At 67.8% G+C, this 15,740-nt stretch carries 15 protein-coding genes; 4 read left to right on the top strand and 11 right to left on the bottom strand.

What is annotated here, in order from left to right; translation table 11 throughout:
• The first annotated feature begins 142 nt into the window (after positions 1-142).
• Positions 143-1,294, top strand: coding sequence for a TDT family transporter (locus ASF32_RS20680; RefSeq protein ID WP_018044303.1), 1,152 nt, complete (start codon positions 143-145; stop codon positions 1,292-1,294).
• Positions 1,295-1,320: 26 nt separating this feature from the next.
• On the opposite strand, the gene ASF32_RS20675 is transcribed toward ASF32_RS20680, so the two are convergent.
• Both ASF32_RS20675 and ASF32_RS20670 read right to left on the bottom strand, forming a co-directional pair.
• Positions 1,321-2,382 carry a putative sulfate exporter family transporter gene (locus tag ASF32_RS20675; RefSeq protein ID WP_018044304.1) on the bottom strand — a complete coding sequence of 354 codons (1,062 nt, stop codon included), beginning with the start codon at positions 2,380-2,382 and terminating at the stop codon, positions 1,321-1,323.
• A 183-nt stretch (positions 2,383-2,565) separates the two neighbouring features.
• On the bottom strand, positions 2,566-3,204 hold the full coding sequence (locus ASF32_RS20670; RefSeq protein ID WP_018044305.1) for a 2,3-bisphosphoglycerate-dependent phosphoglycerate mutase: 639 nt from the start codon (positions 3,202-3,204) through the stop codon (positions 2,566-2,568).
• A gap of 339 nt (positions 3,205-3,543) precedes the next feature.
• On the opposite strand from ASF32_RS20670, the gene ASF32_RS20665 reads away from it, so the two are divergent.
• Positions 3,544-3,954, top strand: a complete 411-nt coding sequence (locus ASF32_RS20665) for a response regulator (protein WP_051074325.1) — start codon at positions 3,544-3,546, stop codon at positions 3,952-3,954.
• Between the two features lie 171 nt (positions 3,955-4,125).
• Here ASF32_RS20665 and ASF32_RS20660 read toward each other — a convergent pair whose 3' ends face one another.
• The 9 genes from ASF32_RS20660 to ASF32_RS20620 all read right to left on the bottom strand — a co-directional run bounded on the left by ASF32_RS20660 (position 4,126) and on the right by ASF32_RS20620 (position 13,514).
• Positions 4,126-7,293 carry a CusA/CzcA family heavy metal efflux RND transporter gene (locus tag ASF32_RS20660; protein ID WP_018044307.1) on the bottom strand — a complete coding sequence of 1,056 codons (3,168 nt, stop codon included), beginning with the start codon at positions 7,291-7,293 and terminating at the stop codon, positions 4,126-4,128.
• Entirely contained in the window at positions 7,290-8,792 is a 1,503-nt protein-coding gene (locus ASF32_RS20655) for an efflux RND transporter periplasmic adaptor subunit (protein ID WP_018044308.1), read from the bottom strand. The genes ASF32_RS20660 and ASF32_RS20655 overlap by 4 nt, the downstream gene beginning before the upstream one ends.
• Positions 8,789-9,184, bottom strand: a complete 396-nt coding sequence (locus tag ASF32_RS20650; RefSeq protein ID WP_018044309.1) for a FixH family protein — start codon at positions 9,182-9,184, stop codon at positions 8,789-8,791. Before ASF32_RS20650 ends, ASF32_RS20655 begins: the two co-directional genes overlap by 4 nt.
• 82 nt (positions 9,185-9,266) lie before the next feature.
• Complete coding sequence (locus tag ASF32_RS20645) at positions 9,267-9,662, bottom strand: hypothetical protein (RefSeq protein ID WP_018044310.1); 396 nt, start codon at positions 9,660-9,662, stop codon at positions 9,267-9,269.
• Positions 9,663-9,706: 44 nt separating this feature from the next.
• Positions 9,707-10,870, bottom strand: a complete 1,164-nt coding sequence (locus ASF32_RS20640; protein ID WP_056172881.1) for an MFS transporter — start codon at positions 10,868-10,870, stop codon at positions 9,707-9,709.
• A 7-nt stretch (positions 10,871-10,877) separates the two neighbouring features.
• The gene (locus tag ASF32_RS20635; protein WP_056172876.1) at positions 10,878-12,173 is read right to left on the bottom strand and encodes an arsenic transporter; all 1,296 of its coding nucleotides are present in this window, start codon (positions 12,171-12,173) and stop codon (positions 10,878-10,880) included.
• Positions 12,174-12,206: 33 nt separating this feature from the next.
• Positions 12,207-12,632, bottom strand: a complete 426-nt coding sequence (arsC, locus tag ASF32_RS20630) for an arsenate reductase (glutaredoxin) (RefSeq protein WP_056432931.1) — start codon at positions 12,630-12,632, stop codon at positions 12,207-12,209.
• Positions 12,632-13,159 (bottom strand): arsenate reductase ArsC, encoded by a 528-nt coding sequence (locus tag ASF32_RS20625; protein WP_056432927.1) that lies wholly within the window; start codon positions 13,157-13,159, stop codon positions 12,632-12,634. The genes arsC and ASF32_RS20625 overlap by 1 nt, the downstream gene beginning before the upstream one ends.
• Positions 13,152-13,514 (bottom strand): metalloregulator ArsR/SmtB family transcription factor, encoded by a 363-nt coding sequence (locus ASF32_RS20620; RefSeq protein WP_056432923.1) that lies wholly within the window; start codon positions 13,512-13,514, stop codon positions 13,152-13,154. The genes ASF32_RS20625 and ASF32_RS20620 overlap by 8 nt, the downstream gene beginning before the upstream one ends.
• A 47-nt stretch (positions 13,515-13,561) precedes the next feature.
• Here ASF32_RS20620 and arsH point away from each other — a divergent pair, with 47 nt between their 5' ends.
• Complete coding sequence (gene arsH / locus ASF32_RS20615) at positions 13,562-14,308, top strand: arsenical resistance protein ArsH (RefSeq protein ID WP_056432918.1); 747 nt, start codon at positions 13,562-13,564, stop codon at positions 14,306-14,308.
• An 848-nt stretch (positions 14,309-15,156) separates the two neighbouring features.
• Positions 15,157-15,735 carry a toll/interleukin-1 receptor domain-containing protein gene (locus ASF32_RS20605; protein ID WP_056433150.1) on the top strand — a complete coding sequence of 193 codons (579 nt, stop codon included), beginning with the start codon at positions 15,157-15,159 and terminating at the stop codon, positions 15,733-15,735.
• The last annotated feature ends 5 nt before the right edge of the window (positions 15,736-15,740 follow it).

Raw genomic sequence — 15,740 nt, 5'->3', positions numbered from 1 at the left:
TACTAATGGTTTGATTAGCTAGTTTTAATCGATTGTTTTGATGATTAAGCGCCGCTTGCGAGTTGATGTTTATCGCGGCGGCGCGCGATGCGGGGTCGTGCTAGAGCCGGTGCGTTGACCCTCCGAAGCCCAAGAGCGCCCCGTGTCCGAATCCAGTCTGCTGGCGATCAGCACAGGCCTAAAGCCGCTCTCGCGCCTCCAGCATCCGCGGGACGTGATCCGACAATTCACGCCGAACTGGTTCACCGTGGTGATGGGCACTGGCGTGGTCGCCTTGGCCCTCGACCGTCTGCCGGAGACGCATGCCCTGCTGGCCCCTGTGCCGCTCGGGCTCTGGCTCGCCTCCGTCGTGCTTTTCGCCACCTTCTGCCTAGTCTACGGCGCGCGCTGGATCTTCTACTTCGATGGCGCCCGACGGATCTTCGGACACTCGACGGTGTCGATGTTCTTCGGGGCGATCCCGATGGCACTGGCGACGCTGCTGAACGGGCTGCTGATATTCGGTCCGCCCTATCTCGGCGCAGAGACCGTCCGAATCGCACTGCCACTGTGGTGGTTCGACGTGGCGCTCGCTCTGATCTGTGCTGTCGCGATCCCCTACCTGATGTTCACCCGTCAGGAGCACCGCATCGACCAGATGACGGCCGTATGGCTGCTGCCAGTGGTGACAGCCGAGGTCGTCGCCGTCTCCGGTGGCCTGCTCGCTCCAGCCTTGAGCGGCGAGAGCCAACAACTCGCCGTCATCGTCACGAGCTTCGTGCTCTGGGGCGTCTCGGTCCCGCTGGCGCTGAGCATCCTGGCGATCCTGGTGCTGCGCATGGCGCTGCACAACTTGCCACCGCGTGAGATGGCCGCATCGAGCTGGCTCTCCCTCGGTCCGCTCGGAACCGGGGCGCTCGGCCTGCTCGTGCTGGGGCAGGCCGGTGGCCCGATCCTCGCGGCAGGCGGTTTTGCCGGCGCGCCCGAGATCCTCAGGATCACGGGCCTGATCGGCGCGCTGATCCTCTGGGGCTACGGCGCCTGGTGGTTTCTGCTCTCGCTCGCCGTCACCGTGCGCTACCTACGCGCCGGCGTTCCGTTCAACCTCGGCTGGTGGGGCTACATCTTCCCGCTCGGCGTCTATGCCCTGGCCACCCTGCGGATCGGCGAAGTGACGGCACTCAGCGGGTTCGCCTGGCTCGGAGCGGGCCTCGTCGGCCTGCTGACCCTACTCTGGCTGATCGTGTCCGTGCGCACGTTGCGCGGGGCCTATCGCGGGGAGCTCTTCGTCTCGCCCTGCCTCGCCGGGGCCTGACCGGGCCTCGGGCGCATCCGATCGGTTCAAGCGAGGCCCAGCACGCGGATCAGACCGAGGCTGACGGCGCCGAGTGCGACGAGCGAGGCGACCACCGCCAGGGTCACCCGCGCCCCGGCCTTGGCGACGCTGCGCACATCGACCCCGAGGCCGAGCGCCGCCATCGAGACCACGGTGAGCAGATTGGCGGTCTCCGACATCGGCGCGAGCGCGACCTGCGGAACCAGCCCGGCCGAGCGAAGGCCCGCGAGCGCCAGGAAGGCGAGGATGAACCACGGCACCAAGCGGTGGATCGCGAGGCCGGCGCGAGCAGGGCGGTCGCCAGCGGTGACGCCGGGGGCGGCCTCGTCGGTCTCCTCGCGCAGCCGGCTTGCGCCGAGCGAGAGCATCAGGACGACCGGGCCTAGCATCAGCACCCGGACGAGCTTCACCAGGGTTCCGACCTGGACGCTGAGCGCCGCGACCGGCGCGGTGGCGGCGAGGACTTGCGGAACAGCGTAGACGGTGAGGCCGGCGAGCACGCCGTACTGCATCGGCGACAGACCGAGCAGCGGCACCAGCAGCGGTAGGCCGAGCACCACCAGCACGCCCAGCACCGCGGTGAAGGCGATGGAGGCGGCGACGTCCTCGCCGTCGGCGCCGATCACCGGTGCCGTGGCCGCGATCGCCGAGTTGCCGCAGATCGAGTTCCCGCAGGCCACGAGGATCGCCATGCGCGGATGCAGCCCGAGCGCTCGGCCGATGCCGTAACTCGACAGGATCGCCACCGCGACGACGCCCGCAATGCCGAAGAGCAGGCCCGGTCCGGCGGCGAGGATCGTCGCGAGGCTGAGCGACGCCCCGAGCAGGACGACCGCGATCTCCAGCACGGTCTTGGCCCCGAAGGCGATGCCGGGAAAGAAACGCTGCGACGGGGTCCAGGCGGTGCGAATCGCGCTCCCGAGCAGGATCGCCAGTACCAGGGCTTCGAGCCAAGCGCGACCGAACAGATGCGCCTCGACGGCCTCGAAGCCGACCGCTGCGGCGGTGACCGCCACGCAGAGGCCCAGTCCCGGAAGGATGGCTCTCGTGCCGGCCAAGGCGTGCATCGATCGAGGGTGGGAGAAAAGTCTGGGCGCGGACATGGATGGCTCCGATGTGATGCCGGAGGATCCCAGGGCCCGTTCATTCACTCCAACGGAATGATTAGATGCTTGCCATCACTGAAATAGATGAAAGCAGGACCCCTTCAGAGTTTGCGGAGACCCATTGTGGAGGGCCGACAGGCGGATTCACCCGTCGATCCAGCGGGCCTTGATCGTCGTGTCCGCAGCAAGCTCATAGATCCTGACGGAGCCCGTCGCGAGTTCAAGGTGCTCGACCTCCGCGGGGCTCAGGTCTTCAAGCGCCATGACAAGCGCCCGCAGGCAATTGCCGTGGGCGACGACGAGCACGTCTCCGCCCATAACCGCCGGCTGGATGGTTCGGAGGTAGCATGGGACGATGCGGGCGACGGTATCGCGCAGGCTCTCACCGTTCGGCGGCGCCTCGGCGTAGGAGCGGCGCCAGGTCTCGATCCGCTCCGCCCCCCAGCGCGCATCGGCGGCGATCTTGTCGAGCCCGCTGAGGTCGCCGTAGTCTCGCTCGTCGAGCGCGGCGAAGCGTTGGGGGACCAATCCGGGTTGCCCGAGCGCATCGAGAATAAGCCGGCCGCTCACGATCGCCCGCGTCAGCGTCGAGGTGAAGGCTGCGGAAAAGCGCCAGCTGCGCTCGGCCAAACGCCGCCCGGCTGCCTCGGCTTCCATCCGGCCCTGCTCGGTCAAGGGCGAGTCCAGCAATCCCGTGAACAGGCCGGATCGGTTGGCTACGCTCTGGCCATGCCGGACCAGCACGAGATGTCGCGTGACCGGGGCTTTGCAATCGTGAATCACGCTGTCTCCCGAGGCAGAGCACTTTCGTGCCGGTCGCATCGCCTCTGATGATGTCGGCATCCGACTTCAACGAACTTCGACCATGCGATGGGTTGGACCGTTCATCCGGAGTCGGCGGGTCATCCTAGGTCCGCTTAAGAACGTCTCGCGACTGAAAGCAGCCAAGCTGCTTCCCACCCCAAGCTGACCTCGCGAATGGGTACCAAGCGTCAGATTTCAACCACTAGGGGCCCGCATCCACGGGACCTACGGAAACGGCGCTAGGCAACCATGCTCCGATGGCGCAAAAGAAACCTATGTTATGCGGCAACCTACCGGCCAGGCCGGCCTTTGGTATCCATGCCCCTGCCTGACCCCGCCGATGCCCCCCATGTCCTCGTGGTCGACGACGACGCCCTCATCCTGATGGATGTGTCCGACATCCTGGAGGATGCCGGTTTCGTGGTTCTTGAGGCGATGGACGTCGCCCAGGCGACGCGGGTGCTCGACGAGCACCATGGCAAGGTGCAGCTGCTGTTCACGGACGTGCAGATGCCCGGGCCGGACAACGGCTTCGACCTGGCGCGGCGGACGGCCGTGACGTGGCCCCACATCGCCATCGTGGTCGCCTCCGGCAATGTGCGACCTGAACCCGGGGACCTGCCCGATGGGGCGACGTTCATCGGGAAGCCGTTCAGCCCCTCCTTGGTCCGGCACCACGTGCGCGAGACGATGCCGTCGGAGAAGCACCCCGGGCCCCTTCGGAGGTAAGCCCGGGATCGGTTGGCCGGAGCCCCATGCCTCCTACCGGCTCTCCTCGATCATCGACCGGATGCGAGCGACCCTCGATGTCGGGTTAGGCGAGGTCTTCGAGAATGTCGGAGACCAACATGCCTAACCGTCGGCTCGTCGTCGACCACCAGCATGGTCTCGTCCTCGTTGTCATTCCGCGGCCAAGGGCATCGTGTGCCCCTCGACGGGTTCCGGCTGCATGTCGGATCTCGGCAGTCCCCATCCCTTCACCAGCCCGTATACCGCCGGGATCACGACGAGGGTCAGGACGGTCGACGACACCATGCCGCCGATCATCGGCACCGCGATGCGCTGCATGACCTCGGAGCCCGAGCCGGTGCTCCACAGGATGGGCAACAGCCCGGCTATGATGGCGACCACGGTCATCATCTTGGGCCGCACCCGCTCGACCGCGCCGACCATGATCGCCCGCCTCAGGTCATTTCGCGATAGGGCGCGCCCATCCCGCTCGCACTCCGTCCGGATCTCGGCCAGCGCATGGTCGAGGTAGACCAGCATGATCACCCCGGTCTCGGCGGCGACCCCGGCGAGCGCGATGAAGCCCACGGCCACGGCGACCGATAGGTTGAAGCCCAACCACCACATCAGCCAGACGCCGCCCACCAGTGCGAAGGGCAGCGACAGCATCACGATGAGGGTTTCAGTCAGCCGGCGAAAGTTGAGGTAGAGCAGCAGGAACACGGTCAGGAGGGTCAGGGGCACCACGATCTTGAGCCGGGCCGTGGCGCGGTCGAGGTACTCGACCTGCCCGCTCCACTGGAGGGTGGTCCCGGGTGGCAGGCTCACCTCGCCGGTAACAGCCGCCCGTGCATCGGCCACGTAGCCGCCAAGGTCCCGTCCCGAGACATCGACGTAGATGAAGACCGCGAGTTGCCCGTTCTCGGTCCGGATCTGGGTCGGCCCCCGGGTCAGTGCCACCTTGGCGACTTCGCCCAAGGGGACCGTGCCTCCGCCCGCGATGGGCACCTGCACCTCGGTCGCGATGGATTGTGGGCTCGACCGGAAGGCGCGCGGGTAGCGCACGTTGACGGTGTAGCGCTCGCGGCCCTCGACCGTGTTGGTGACGCTCTCGCCGCCGAGCGCCATGGCGATCACGTCCTGCACGTCCCCGACCGATAGGCCGTAGCGGCCCAGAACCTCCCGGTCGGGCGTGATGTCGAGGAAGTACCCGCCCTGGACGCGCTCGGCATAGGCGCTCGACGTGCCCGGCACCGCCTTCACCACCGCCTCGACCCGGCGGGCGACCTTCTCCATCTCGGCGAGGTCGGTTCCGAGCACCTTGATGCCGACGGGGGTCCGGATGCCGGTGGCGAGCATGTCGATGCGGGCGCGGATCGGCTGGGTCCAGGCATTGGAGACACCGGGGAACTGGAGCGCGGCATCCATCTCGGCTTTGAGGCTCGCCAGCGTCACGCCCGGGCGCCACTCCGCCTTCGGCTTCAGGTTGACGATGGTCTCGAACATCTCGGAGGGCGCCGGGTCCGTCGCGGTCGCGGCCCGTCCGGCCTTGCCGTAGACGGACAGGACTTCCGGGAAGCTCTTCAGGATGGTGTCCTGTCTCCCTAAAAGCTCGCCGGCCTTGGTCACCGAGATGCCCGGCAGGGTGGTCGGCATGTACATCAGGGTGCCCTCGTCGAGATCGGGCATGAACTCGGACCCGAGTTGCAGGGCCGGCCAGACCGAGGCGCCGAGAACGCCCAGCGCGATCAGGATGGTCAGCACCCGCGCCCGCAGGACCCCTGCGATGATGGGACGGTAGAACCAGATCAGGAGCCGGTTCACCGGGTTGCGGTGCTCGGGCACGATGCGGCCGCGCACGAACAGCACCATCAGCGCCGGAACCAGCGTCACCGACAGCACCGCCGCCGCCGCCATCGCGAACGTCTTGGTGAAGGCCAGCGGCCCGAACAGACGCCCTTCCTGGCTTTCCAGGGTGAAGATGGGCAGGAAGCTGACCGTGATGATGAGGAGCGAGAAGAACAGCGAGGGACCGACCTCGGAGGCGGCCTCTATCAGGACCTGGACCCGGGGCTTGCCAGGGTCCGCCCGCTCCAGGTGCTTGTGGGCGTTCTCGATCATGACGATGGCGGCGTCGATCATGGCGCCGACCGCGATGGCGATGCCGCCCAGGCTCATGATGTTGGCGCCCAAGCCCAGCGCCTTCATGCCCGCGAACGCCATTAGGATGCCGACCGGCAGCATCAGGATCGCGACCAGCGCACTGCGGACGTGGAGCAGGAACACGACGCAGACGAGGGCGACGATGGCGCTCTCCTCGATCAGGGTCCCCTTGAGCGTCTCGATGGCCGCCTCGATGAGGTGCGACCGGTCGTAGACAGGCAGGATCTCGGTGCCCTTGGGCAGGCTCGCGGCGACCTCGGCGAGGCGCGCCTTGGCACTCGCGATAACGTCGAGGGCGTTGGCCCCGAAGCGCTGGAGGATGATGCCGCCGGCGACCTCGCCCTCCCCGTTCATCTCGGTGATGCCGCGGCGCTCGTCGGGACCGAGCTCGACCCGGGCGACGTCCTTCACCCGCAGGGGCGTGCCCGCCTCTGTCTTCAGGACGATGCTCTCGATGTCGGCGATGCTCTTGAGGTACCCGCGGCCACGGACGACGAACTCGAACTCGGAGAGCTCGACGGTGCGGCCGCCTACGTCGGCGTTGCTCGCCCGGATCGCGTCCCGGAGCTTCGCCAGGGTGATGCCCTGCGCCCGCAACCGGCTCGGGTCGACGACCACGTTGTACTGTTTGACGAAGCCGCCGACGCCTGCGACCTCGGCCACGCCTTCGGCACGAGAGGCCCCGAAGCGCACGACCCAGTCCTGGAGCGAGCGGAGCTCGGCCAGCGTGCGCTCTTTGGCGACCACGACGTACTGGTAGACCCAGCCGACCCCGGTCGCGTCCGGTCCCAGCGTCGGGGTCACCCCCGCCGGCAGGCGCTTGGCCACGGTGTTTAGGTATTCGAGCACCCGGCTCCGGGCCCAGTATGGGTCGGTGCCGTCCTCGAAGATGACGTAGACGAACGAGACCCCGAAGAACGAGAAGCCGCGCACGACCTTCGACCGGGGCACCGTCAGCATGGCGGTAGTCAGCGGGTAGGTGACCTGGTCCTCGATGACCTGTGGCGCCTGCCCGGGGTACTCGGTGTAGACGATGGTCTGGACGTCCGAGAGGTCCGGGATCGCGTCGAGCGGCAGGGTCCTCAGGGCGTAGAGCCCGGCCCCCACCGCGAACACCGTCCCGATCAACACCAGAACCAGATTCCGGGCCGACCAGCCGATGAGCCGGGCGATCATGGCGCCCTCCCATCGGCCGCCGCCTGCGGACCTGGTTCTACCTTCGGCTCGGAGAGACCCTGCAGCGCCGCCTTGAGGTTGCTCTCGGCGTCGATGAGGAAGTTGGCGGCGGTCACCACCCGGTCGCCTGCCGCGATGCCCTCCCGGACTTCGACGTAGCCGTCGCCGCGGGCACCGAGCTTGACCGGGCGCGGCTCGAAGCGGCCCTCGCCCTTGTCGAGCAGGACGACCTGCCTGGTTCCGGTGTCGATGACGGCGTCGTCGGGGACGGCGACCACGGGCTTGGCGTTCCCGGTCGCGATCTCGACGTCGCCGTACATCCCGGGCCGCAGGTCGCCGTTGAGGTTCGGCAACTCGATGCGCAGGCGGGCCGTCCGGGTCCCCATGGCGAGGTGCGGATAGATCCGCGTCACCGTGCCAGTGAAGGTCCGGTCGGGAAACGTCCGGGCACGCACGGTCGCCGTTTGGCCCTCCGCCACGGACGCCAGGTCGCGTTCGGTCACGTCGACGAGCACCCATACCCGGGTATGGTCGACGAGCTTGAACAGGGTGTCGCCGGACTTGGCGCGCATGCCGTCGGAGACGTTGCGCTCGACCACGACGCCGTCGCGTGGCGCCGACCACGTGATGGTCGCCGGCACTTTTCGGGATCGCTCGATCTCGTCGATGGCCTCGGGCGGGATGCCGAGGTTCTCCAGTCGGCGCCGGGCGCCCTCGTAGCCGATGCCGGTGAGGTACTGCGCGGCGGCCGCGTTCATCTCGGGCGAGAACAGGCGCATGAGCGGCTGGCCCTTGTGGACGTGGTCGCCGGTGGTGACGGCCTCGACCTTCTCAATGAAGGCGTCGGTGCGCATCGCGATGACCGAGATCCGGCGCTCGTCCTCCTCGATGGTTCCAGGAGCCCGCACCGGCATGGATAGGACGCGCCGTGCAGCGACCTCCGTCCGGACGCCGGTTCGCTGGACCTTGCCGGGCGAGAGGGTCACGGTGCCGTCGTCGGTGTCCTCGCCCTCGTAGACGGGGAGGTAGTCCATCCCCATCGAGTCCTTTTTCGGAATCGGCGAAGTGTCCGGAAGGCCCATCGGGTTGCGGTAGAAGCGCACCTTGCGGGCGCTCGCGGGCGTCTTGGCCTGAGCCATGGCCATGTCGCCGTGGCCGGCGTCAGGCATGGCTTCCGCCTCTTCGGGTTCGTCGAAGCGCACGTCCTCGCTGGCGTGGACGGCGCGGTAGTCGCGACCGTCCGCCGTCTGTTTGGGTTCGGAGGCGTAGTCCGGCTTCCCGTCCGGGTCTCGGTAGTAGACCACCGAACCCGTCGCCTTGATCGGAGCCTGCGCGGGCATCGGGGAGGCCGGCCGTGCACCCGGCAGCCAATGGGCGAACCCGGTCCGCGCCTGCTGGACGAGCGCCGGCACGGGGCTGCCCTCATGCCCCGCGCCATAGCCCAGCCCCCCCGCCGCGAGCGCGGCGAGGGTCCCGGCCAGCCATGCCGTCCGGCTCACTTGGTGGCCTTGAACACCAGCTTGTTCTCGACGGTGCCGGTCTCGCCTTGGACCTTGGCCCCGAGCGAGAGGCGCCAGCCGCCGGCCATCGTCAGCTTCGCCTTGAACCGGTAGAGGCCCGGCTCCGGCGAGGGCAGTTGCTCGATCTTGGAGGTCATCTCCTCCATGCTGTCGGGCGCCATATCGATGCGCTTGGCGAAGATGACGGCGTTCGGCACGGGCTTGGACGTGCGCTTGTCGACGAGGCGGACGTCGAGGATGGCCTCGCCCTGCTTGGCTTCGTCCTTCACCAGCTGGAACTCGTAGTCCTTGGTGTCGGCCCGGGCCGCGGCGGTGAGGGCGAGGCCGAGCAGCGCAACCGTGAGGGCGCGCGAAAACGATGTCTTGGTCACGATGTGGGGTCTCCTGAACGCGATGGATGGCCACGCGCGGACGCGCGTCACCGTGCCGGCGCAGGCGCCGACGGCATCGGGTTCAGGCTCGGGGAGGCTCGGAGGGTGGCCCTTGCGAGACGCTGTCGAAGGAGGCGGTGACGGCCCACGCAGTCCCCTCGACGACGGCGACGCGTCCCGGCAACCCTAAGGCGCCGGGCAGGCCGGTGGCGACCTTCGCCAGGCAGAGTGCCATCAGGGGGCAGCCCTTCGAGCAGTCGGGCATGTCCGGCCGCTCCTTGGGGCAGCACGGCATCTCGTCCATGGCCATCCCGGCCATGTCGTCCATGGCCTCGTCGGGCATCGCCATGGCGTGGCCCTGAGCGGCCATCGGCGCATGCATGCCCGCGGCGGCCGCGGATGCGGTCACCGGCGCAAGGGCGAGGCTGAGGACCGCAAGGAGCGGAAGCAGCCGCCGAAGGGCGAGCCAGAAGGTCACGGACGGACGATGCCACATCGCGGAGCGGTGAGGAAGGGAGGTGACTACCGGACGCGCCAGAGGGATACGGCGAGCGCGACGTTCGCGAGGGCGAGCACGGTCAAGAGGGCGTAGGTCGCATCGGCGCCCGCCTGCGTCAGCACGACCGCCCCGAGGGAGGGCGCAAGCGCCTGCGCCACCAGCCCCGGACGGGCGAGCCGGCCAACGAGCGGGGCGTAGCGCTCGGGACCGAACAGCGCGAGGGGCACCGTCCCGCGGGCGATGGAATAGATCCCGTTGCCGGCGCCGTAGAGGACCAGCGACAGCCCCACCACGGGCAGACCAGCCGCCAGCATCGCGACCCCGATGGCGACGAGGACCATCGCCGCGGTGAGGGTCCATAGAGGGTGATGCCGGCCCTTCCCGGCCATCTCGACGATGCGCGCCCCCACCTGTGACGGGCCGATCAGCGCGCCGTATGCGACGGCCGAGGTCAGCGCCACGCCACGGGCCTGGAGAAGGGTAATGAGGTGCACCGAGACCATGGCCATTACGGTGCCGCCGAGGGTCAGGACCCCCGCCATGAGGAGGAAGGCACGCCGCTCGCGTGCATCGAGCCGGACGGCCGAGACCGGGCCCTCGGAACGTGCTGGCCCGTGGGCAGGGGGGTGCGGGATGACGAGCAGGACGAGGGGAAGCGTGACCGCCAGGTGCAGCCCGGCATAGGCGAGGCAGGTGCCGCGCCAGCCTACCCGTTCGATCAGGAAGGCCGAGAGCGGCCAGCACACCGTGCTGGCGAAGCCGCCCCACAGGGTCAGGGTCGTGATGGCGGGTCTTGCCTCGGCGCCGTAGAGCCGACCAAGCGTGGCAAAGGCCGGATCGTACAGGCCGGTGCCCATGCCGAGCCCGACGAGGAGCCAGCCCACTAGGTAGGTCGGCAGGTTCGGCGCGAGGCCGAGGACGCCGAGGCCCAAGGCAAGGACCACGGCCGCGAAGGCCAGAACGGGCCTACCGCCGTGCTCCCCGATGAACGCTCCGACCCGTGGCGAGACCAAGCCCGCGACGAGGAGGCCGAGGGACAGGCCGCCGATGACCCAACCCAGGGGCCATCCCGTGTCCTTCGACATCGGGGTGGCCAGCACCGACAACAGGTAGAACGAGGAGCCCCAGGTCAGGATCTGGACGACGCCTAGGGCCGAGATCACGGGCCAGCGGCGCACCGGGGTCATCGGTCCGCTACCGGGCCCCAAGAACGGGTAGCCACACTGCAAGGGCAGCCAGGGTGACGAGCAGCACCGGAGGGGTGATCACGAGGCCGACCCGCATGTACTGACCCCAGGTGATGCGCTGGCCCTTGATGTCGAGGACGTGCAGCCAGAGCAGGGTCGCCAAACTCCCGATGGGCGTGAACTTCGGGCCGAGGTCGCAGCCGATGACGTTGGCATAGACCATGAGCTCCCGGGTCAGTGGCGAGAGGTCCGGGGCCTGCTGGATTGAGAGCGCGCCCACCAGCACGCTCGGCATGTTGTTCATCACCGAGGACAGGATCGCGGCGGCGACCCCCGTGCCGATGGTGGCCACTAACGGACCGAAGCCCGAGAGCCAGACGAGGCCCTGCGCCAGGTAGTCGGTCAGGCCGGCGTTCTTCAGCCCGTAGACGACGAGGTACATGCCGAGGCTGAACAGCACGATCTGCCAGGGCGCGCCGGCGAGGACCTTACGGATGGTGATGACGCGGCTCCGGTTGGCAAGCGCCAGCAGGACCACGGCGCCGGCGCAGGTCACGACCGAGACCGGCACGCCGAACGGTGCCGTCACGAAGTAGGCGATCAGCAGCAGCCCAAGGAGCGGGAAGGCCGCCTTGAAGACCAGCGGGTCCTTGATCGCGTGGCGCGGCGCTTCGAGCTCGGCCACCGGGTACGTGGCCGGCAAGTCGTGCCGGTAGAACAGCCAAAGCACCACCAGGGTCGCGGCCAGCGAGACGAGGTTCACCGGCACCATCACGGCAGCGTAGCGGCTGAAGGTGATGTCGAAGAAGTTTGCGCTGACGATGTTGACGAGATTGGAGATGACCAGGGGCAGGCTGGTCGAATCTGCGACGAACCCGCAGGCGACGATGAAGGCCAGCGCGGCAGCCGGCTTGAAGTCGAGGCGCAGCAGGATGGCCAGCACGATGGGGGTGAGCAGCAGGGCCGCGCCGTCATTGGCGAACACCGCCGCGATGGCGGCCCCGAGCAGGATCACCAGCGGGAACAGCAGGCGCCCCTGTCCGCCGCCCCAGCGAGCGATGTGGAGCGCCGCCCAGTGGAAGAAGCCGGCCTCGTCGAGCAGCAGCGATATGATGATCAGCGCCACGAAGGTGAAGGTGGCGTCCCAGACGATGTGCCAGACCACCGGGATGTCGCCCACGTGGATGACCCCGGTGGCGAGCGCCACAGCGGCCCCGATGAGGGCGCTCCACCCGATGCCGAACCCCTTCGGCTGCCAAATGACGAAGACGAGGGTGACCACGAAGATGGCGAGCGCGAGCATCGGGACCGTTTCTTGTTCTTGACGGGTGGCGGTTCAGGCGGTGGCGACGCGGCGCCCGTGCTCGTCGACGACGCGCTCGCCATCCTCCTTCACGAACTCGCCCCGCTGGGCCGGGAGGAGGTCGAGGACCGCCTCGGAGGGTCGGCACAGGGCGACGCCCTTCGGGCTCACCACCAGGGGGCGGTTCAGCAGGATCGGGTGTTCTGCGATGGCATCGAGTAGCTGGTCGTCCGTCAGGCTCGGGTCCGAGAGCCCAAGTTCGGCGTAGGGCGTCCCCTTCTCACGGAGCAGGTCGCGGACCGTGACGCCGGCCCGGTCGGCGAGCTGACGCACCAGGAGCCGGTTCGGCGGCGTCTTGAGGTACTCGACCACATGCGGCTCGATGCCGGCGTTGCGGATCAGGGCCAGGGTGTTGCGGGACGTGCCGCAATCCAGGTTGTGGTAGATGACGACGTCCATCACGCGACCTCCGAACGGGGCGAGGTGGCGCCGGCCTGCTGGCCGATCTCGCGCACCTTGGCGGACAGGGCGACCCCATCGAGGCTGGCCAGCGGTAACGCCACGAAGGCCGCGATCCGGTTCTTGAGGTAGCGCTGCGCGGTCACGAAGGCCGTCTTGCGCTCCAGGTCGGTCCCCTCGACCGAGGCGGGGTCTTCGATGCCCCAATGCGCCGTCACCGGCTGGCCGGGCCAGTACGGGCAGGCCTCGCCGGCGGCGTTGTCACAGACCGTGAAGACGAAATCCATGACCGGCGCGTCGGGGCCGGCGAACTCCTCCCACGACTTCGAGCGCAGCCCCTCGGTCGGGTACTCCGTCTCGCTCAGAACCTGAATGGCGAGCGGGTTCACACCCGCCTTCGGTTTGCTGCCTGCGGAGAAGGCCCGGAAACGACCCTGGCCCTCCTTGTGAAGCATCGATTCCGCCAGGATCGAGCGGGCGGAGTTGCCGGTGCAAAGAAACAGGACGTTGTAGACGCGGTCAGGCATGGGCGGTGTCTCCGGTGGGAAGGCAGCAGGCGGCCAGGGCCGCGACGGCCGGTGCGCAGACCTCGGGGCGCCCCAGGCAACAATCGCGCATCAGGAATTGGATGAGCTCGGACAGGTCCGGGTAGGCGGCGCTGTAGATGATCGAGCGTCCCTCGCGCCGCGAGGTGACCAGCCCGGAATGCGAGAGCTCCTTCAGGTGGAACGACAGGTTGGTGCCCGAGACGCCAACGGCTTCCGCCAGCAAGCCGGCCGCCATGCCTTCGGGGCCGGCGGTAACGAGTTGGCGCACGATGCGCAGGCGGTGCTCCTGCCCGAGGGCCGCGAAGGCGGCCACGGCTTGCCGTTCGTCTATCATGATGTCAATATCTCAACCATCGTTGAAACGTAGAGGAACGAAACTTCTTGGACAAGCCCCAACATCCTTTCACCGATGGATTGCCCAACCTCAGCGAGGGGCACTTCGTGGTCCCGGCGGCGACCGACCTTCAGGTGCAGGCACCGTTCACCCACGCCCCGCGCTTCCTGATCCTGTACGGCTCGCTCCGGGAGCGTTCGTTCAGCCGCTTCCTTGCCTACGAGGCGGCACGGCTCCTGGAAGCCCTGGGCGGCGAGGTCCGGATCTACGACGCGCACGGCCTGCCACTGCCCGACGACAGCACCGCCGACCACCCCAAGGTCCAGGAACTGCGCGACCTGTCCATTTGGTCGGAGGGGCATGTCTGGGTCAGCCCGGAGCGCCACGGCAACATGACCGGTGTCATCAAGAGCCAGATCGACTGGCTCCCGCTGTCAGAGGGGTCGGTGCGCCCGACGCAGGGGCGGACCCTGGCGGTGATGCAGGTCTCGGGCGGCTCACAGTCCTTCAACGCCGTGAACAACCTCCGCATCCTTGGTCGCTGGATGCGGATGATCACCATTCCGAACCAATCCTCGGTGCCTGTGGCCTATAAGGAGTTCGATGACGCCGGTCGGATGAAGCCGGGGCCGCTCTACGACCGGGTGGTCGACGTCTGTGAGGAACTGGTCAGGTTCACGCTCCTGACCCGCGAGCGCTCCTCCTATCTCGTTGACCGCTACTCCGAACGGAAAGAGCGAGAGCCTGAGCGCCTCAAGGCCGTCGCCGTCGACATCGGGTTCGTCAAGCGCTGAACCACCGCCCGTCGGGTGTTGGATGAAAGCCGAGCGGCCGCGGGTTGCGTTAAACAGCCCTTCCACGTCACAGCGATATTCGGTTCAGGATGGCATCCGAAGGCAAGATCGGCGGATGATCTCGCTGCCTCCGGCCGTCACATCCCCGGTTGGGGTGTGTCGTCCTCATCCTCGGTCAGGTCGAGATCGACGGCCAACCTGAGACGCGGCTCCATTCTGTCGGGCAGCACTCGGAGGATGACGACCTCGGCGTACCCATGCCCGTCCTCCTGCCCCCGATAGTACAGGACAAGGGACGCCCCTCCCTTCCGTCCGGTCGCGAGTGCAACGTGGAAGGAACGCGTTTCGGGACCGAGCTCAAGCCTAGCTTTCGACGAAGGTTTCTCTGGTGCGTCGGCGACCATGCCAATCGCACGGTCTATGTAGCCCGCGTAAGCTTCGAATTGGCGGGTACCGAACTCCTGGTGGGTTTCGACGAGTATGCGTTCGATATCGCTTCTCGTGGCGCTCCAGGGGTCAGAGTCGAGGGTGGCGGTCCCTAATTTTCATTGTGTGAGCGCTCCTTGAGGCGGCGGTGATCGCATCGCGGGCCCAAATCCCGCAAGCTCGAAGCGGGAGAGATCCACAGCGCAGGATGAGCGCAAGACGACTGGAACAAAACGTGTTCAGACGACATTATTCCTGAACTTGGCCGCCGCCTGGGGGGCTCATTGCGCACGAAATCCGGGCCAGGGGCCAGGAAGGCTACACCACCCAAGGCGAAAGGGGCGGTGGCCGCGTGCGCCTCCGGTCCGCCAAAGCTGAGCGCACCAAAGGCGAAGACGGAGAAGCCAACGGTTCGGATCTTCGTGTCCTACAGCCACGCGAACATGGCGCAGCAGGCAAAGCTGCAGGTCCACTTGGCGCAACTGAAGCGCGACGAGGTCGAGACCTGGTTCGACGGCGACATGGAGGCCGGCGACGCACTGAACACCGAGATCTCCCGCAAGCTTCGGAAGGCCCACGCCTTCGTGGCGCTGATGAGCCCCGAGTACATCCATAGCCACTGGTGCCAACTGGAGTACCGCCGTGCGATGGGCCGCCGGGCCAGGGGCGCCATGCGTGTGGTGGTCGTCGTGCTCCGCCACTGCGACTGGAAGGATACCGGCGCTTCGGCGCTGAAGGTGTTTTCGCGAGACGGCCGGGTGGTGAGCAACTGGCGAACCGCGGACGAGGCTTTTCACGACGTGACCCAGGGCATCCGCGGGGCGGTCAGGGCGGTGCGCGCCTCGCTGGCCGAGGATGCCAAAGCGAGGCCTGCCAGGGCGGCCAGGAGCAAGGCATCCATTGGGAACGCCAAGACCGCCGGCGCTCGACGGATGAAGGGGGCTACGGGCCCGAAGCGGACCAAGGACGGTCCGCCGACGCGAAGTCGGGTTTCCGGTTGAACCAT

Origin of the sequence: Methylobacterium sp. Leaf91 (genome assembly GCF_001422815.1) — a bacterium.
Classification (GTDB): domain Bacteria; phylum Pseudomonadota; class Alphaproteobacteria; order Rhizobiales; family Beijerinckiaceae; genus Methylobacterium.
The sequence above is the reverse complement of the archived record's forward strand: the minus strand, read 5'-3'. Positions and strand labels throughout refer to the sequence as shown.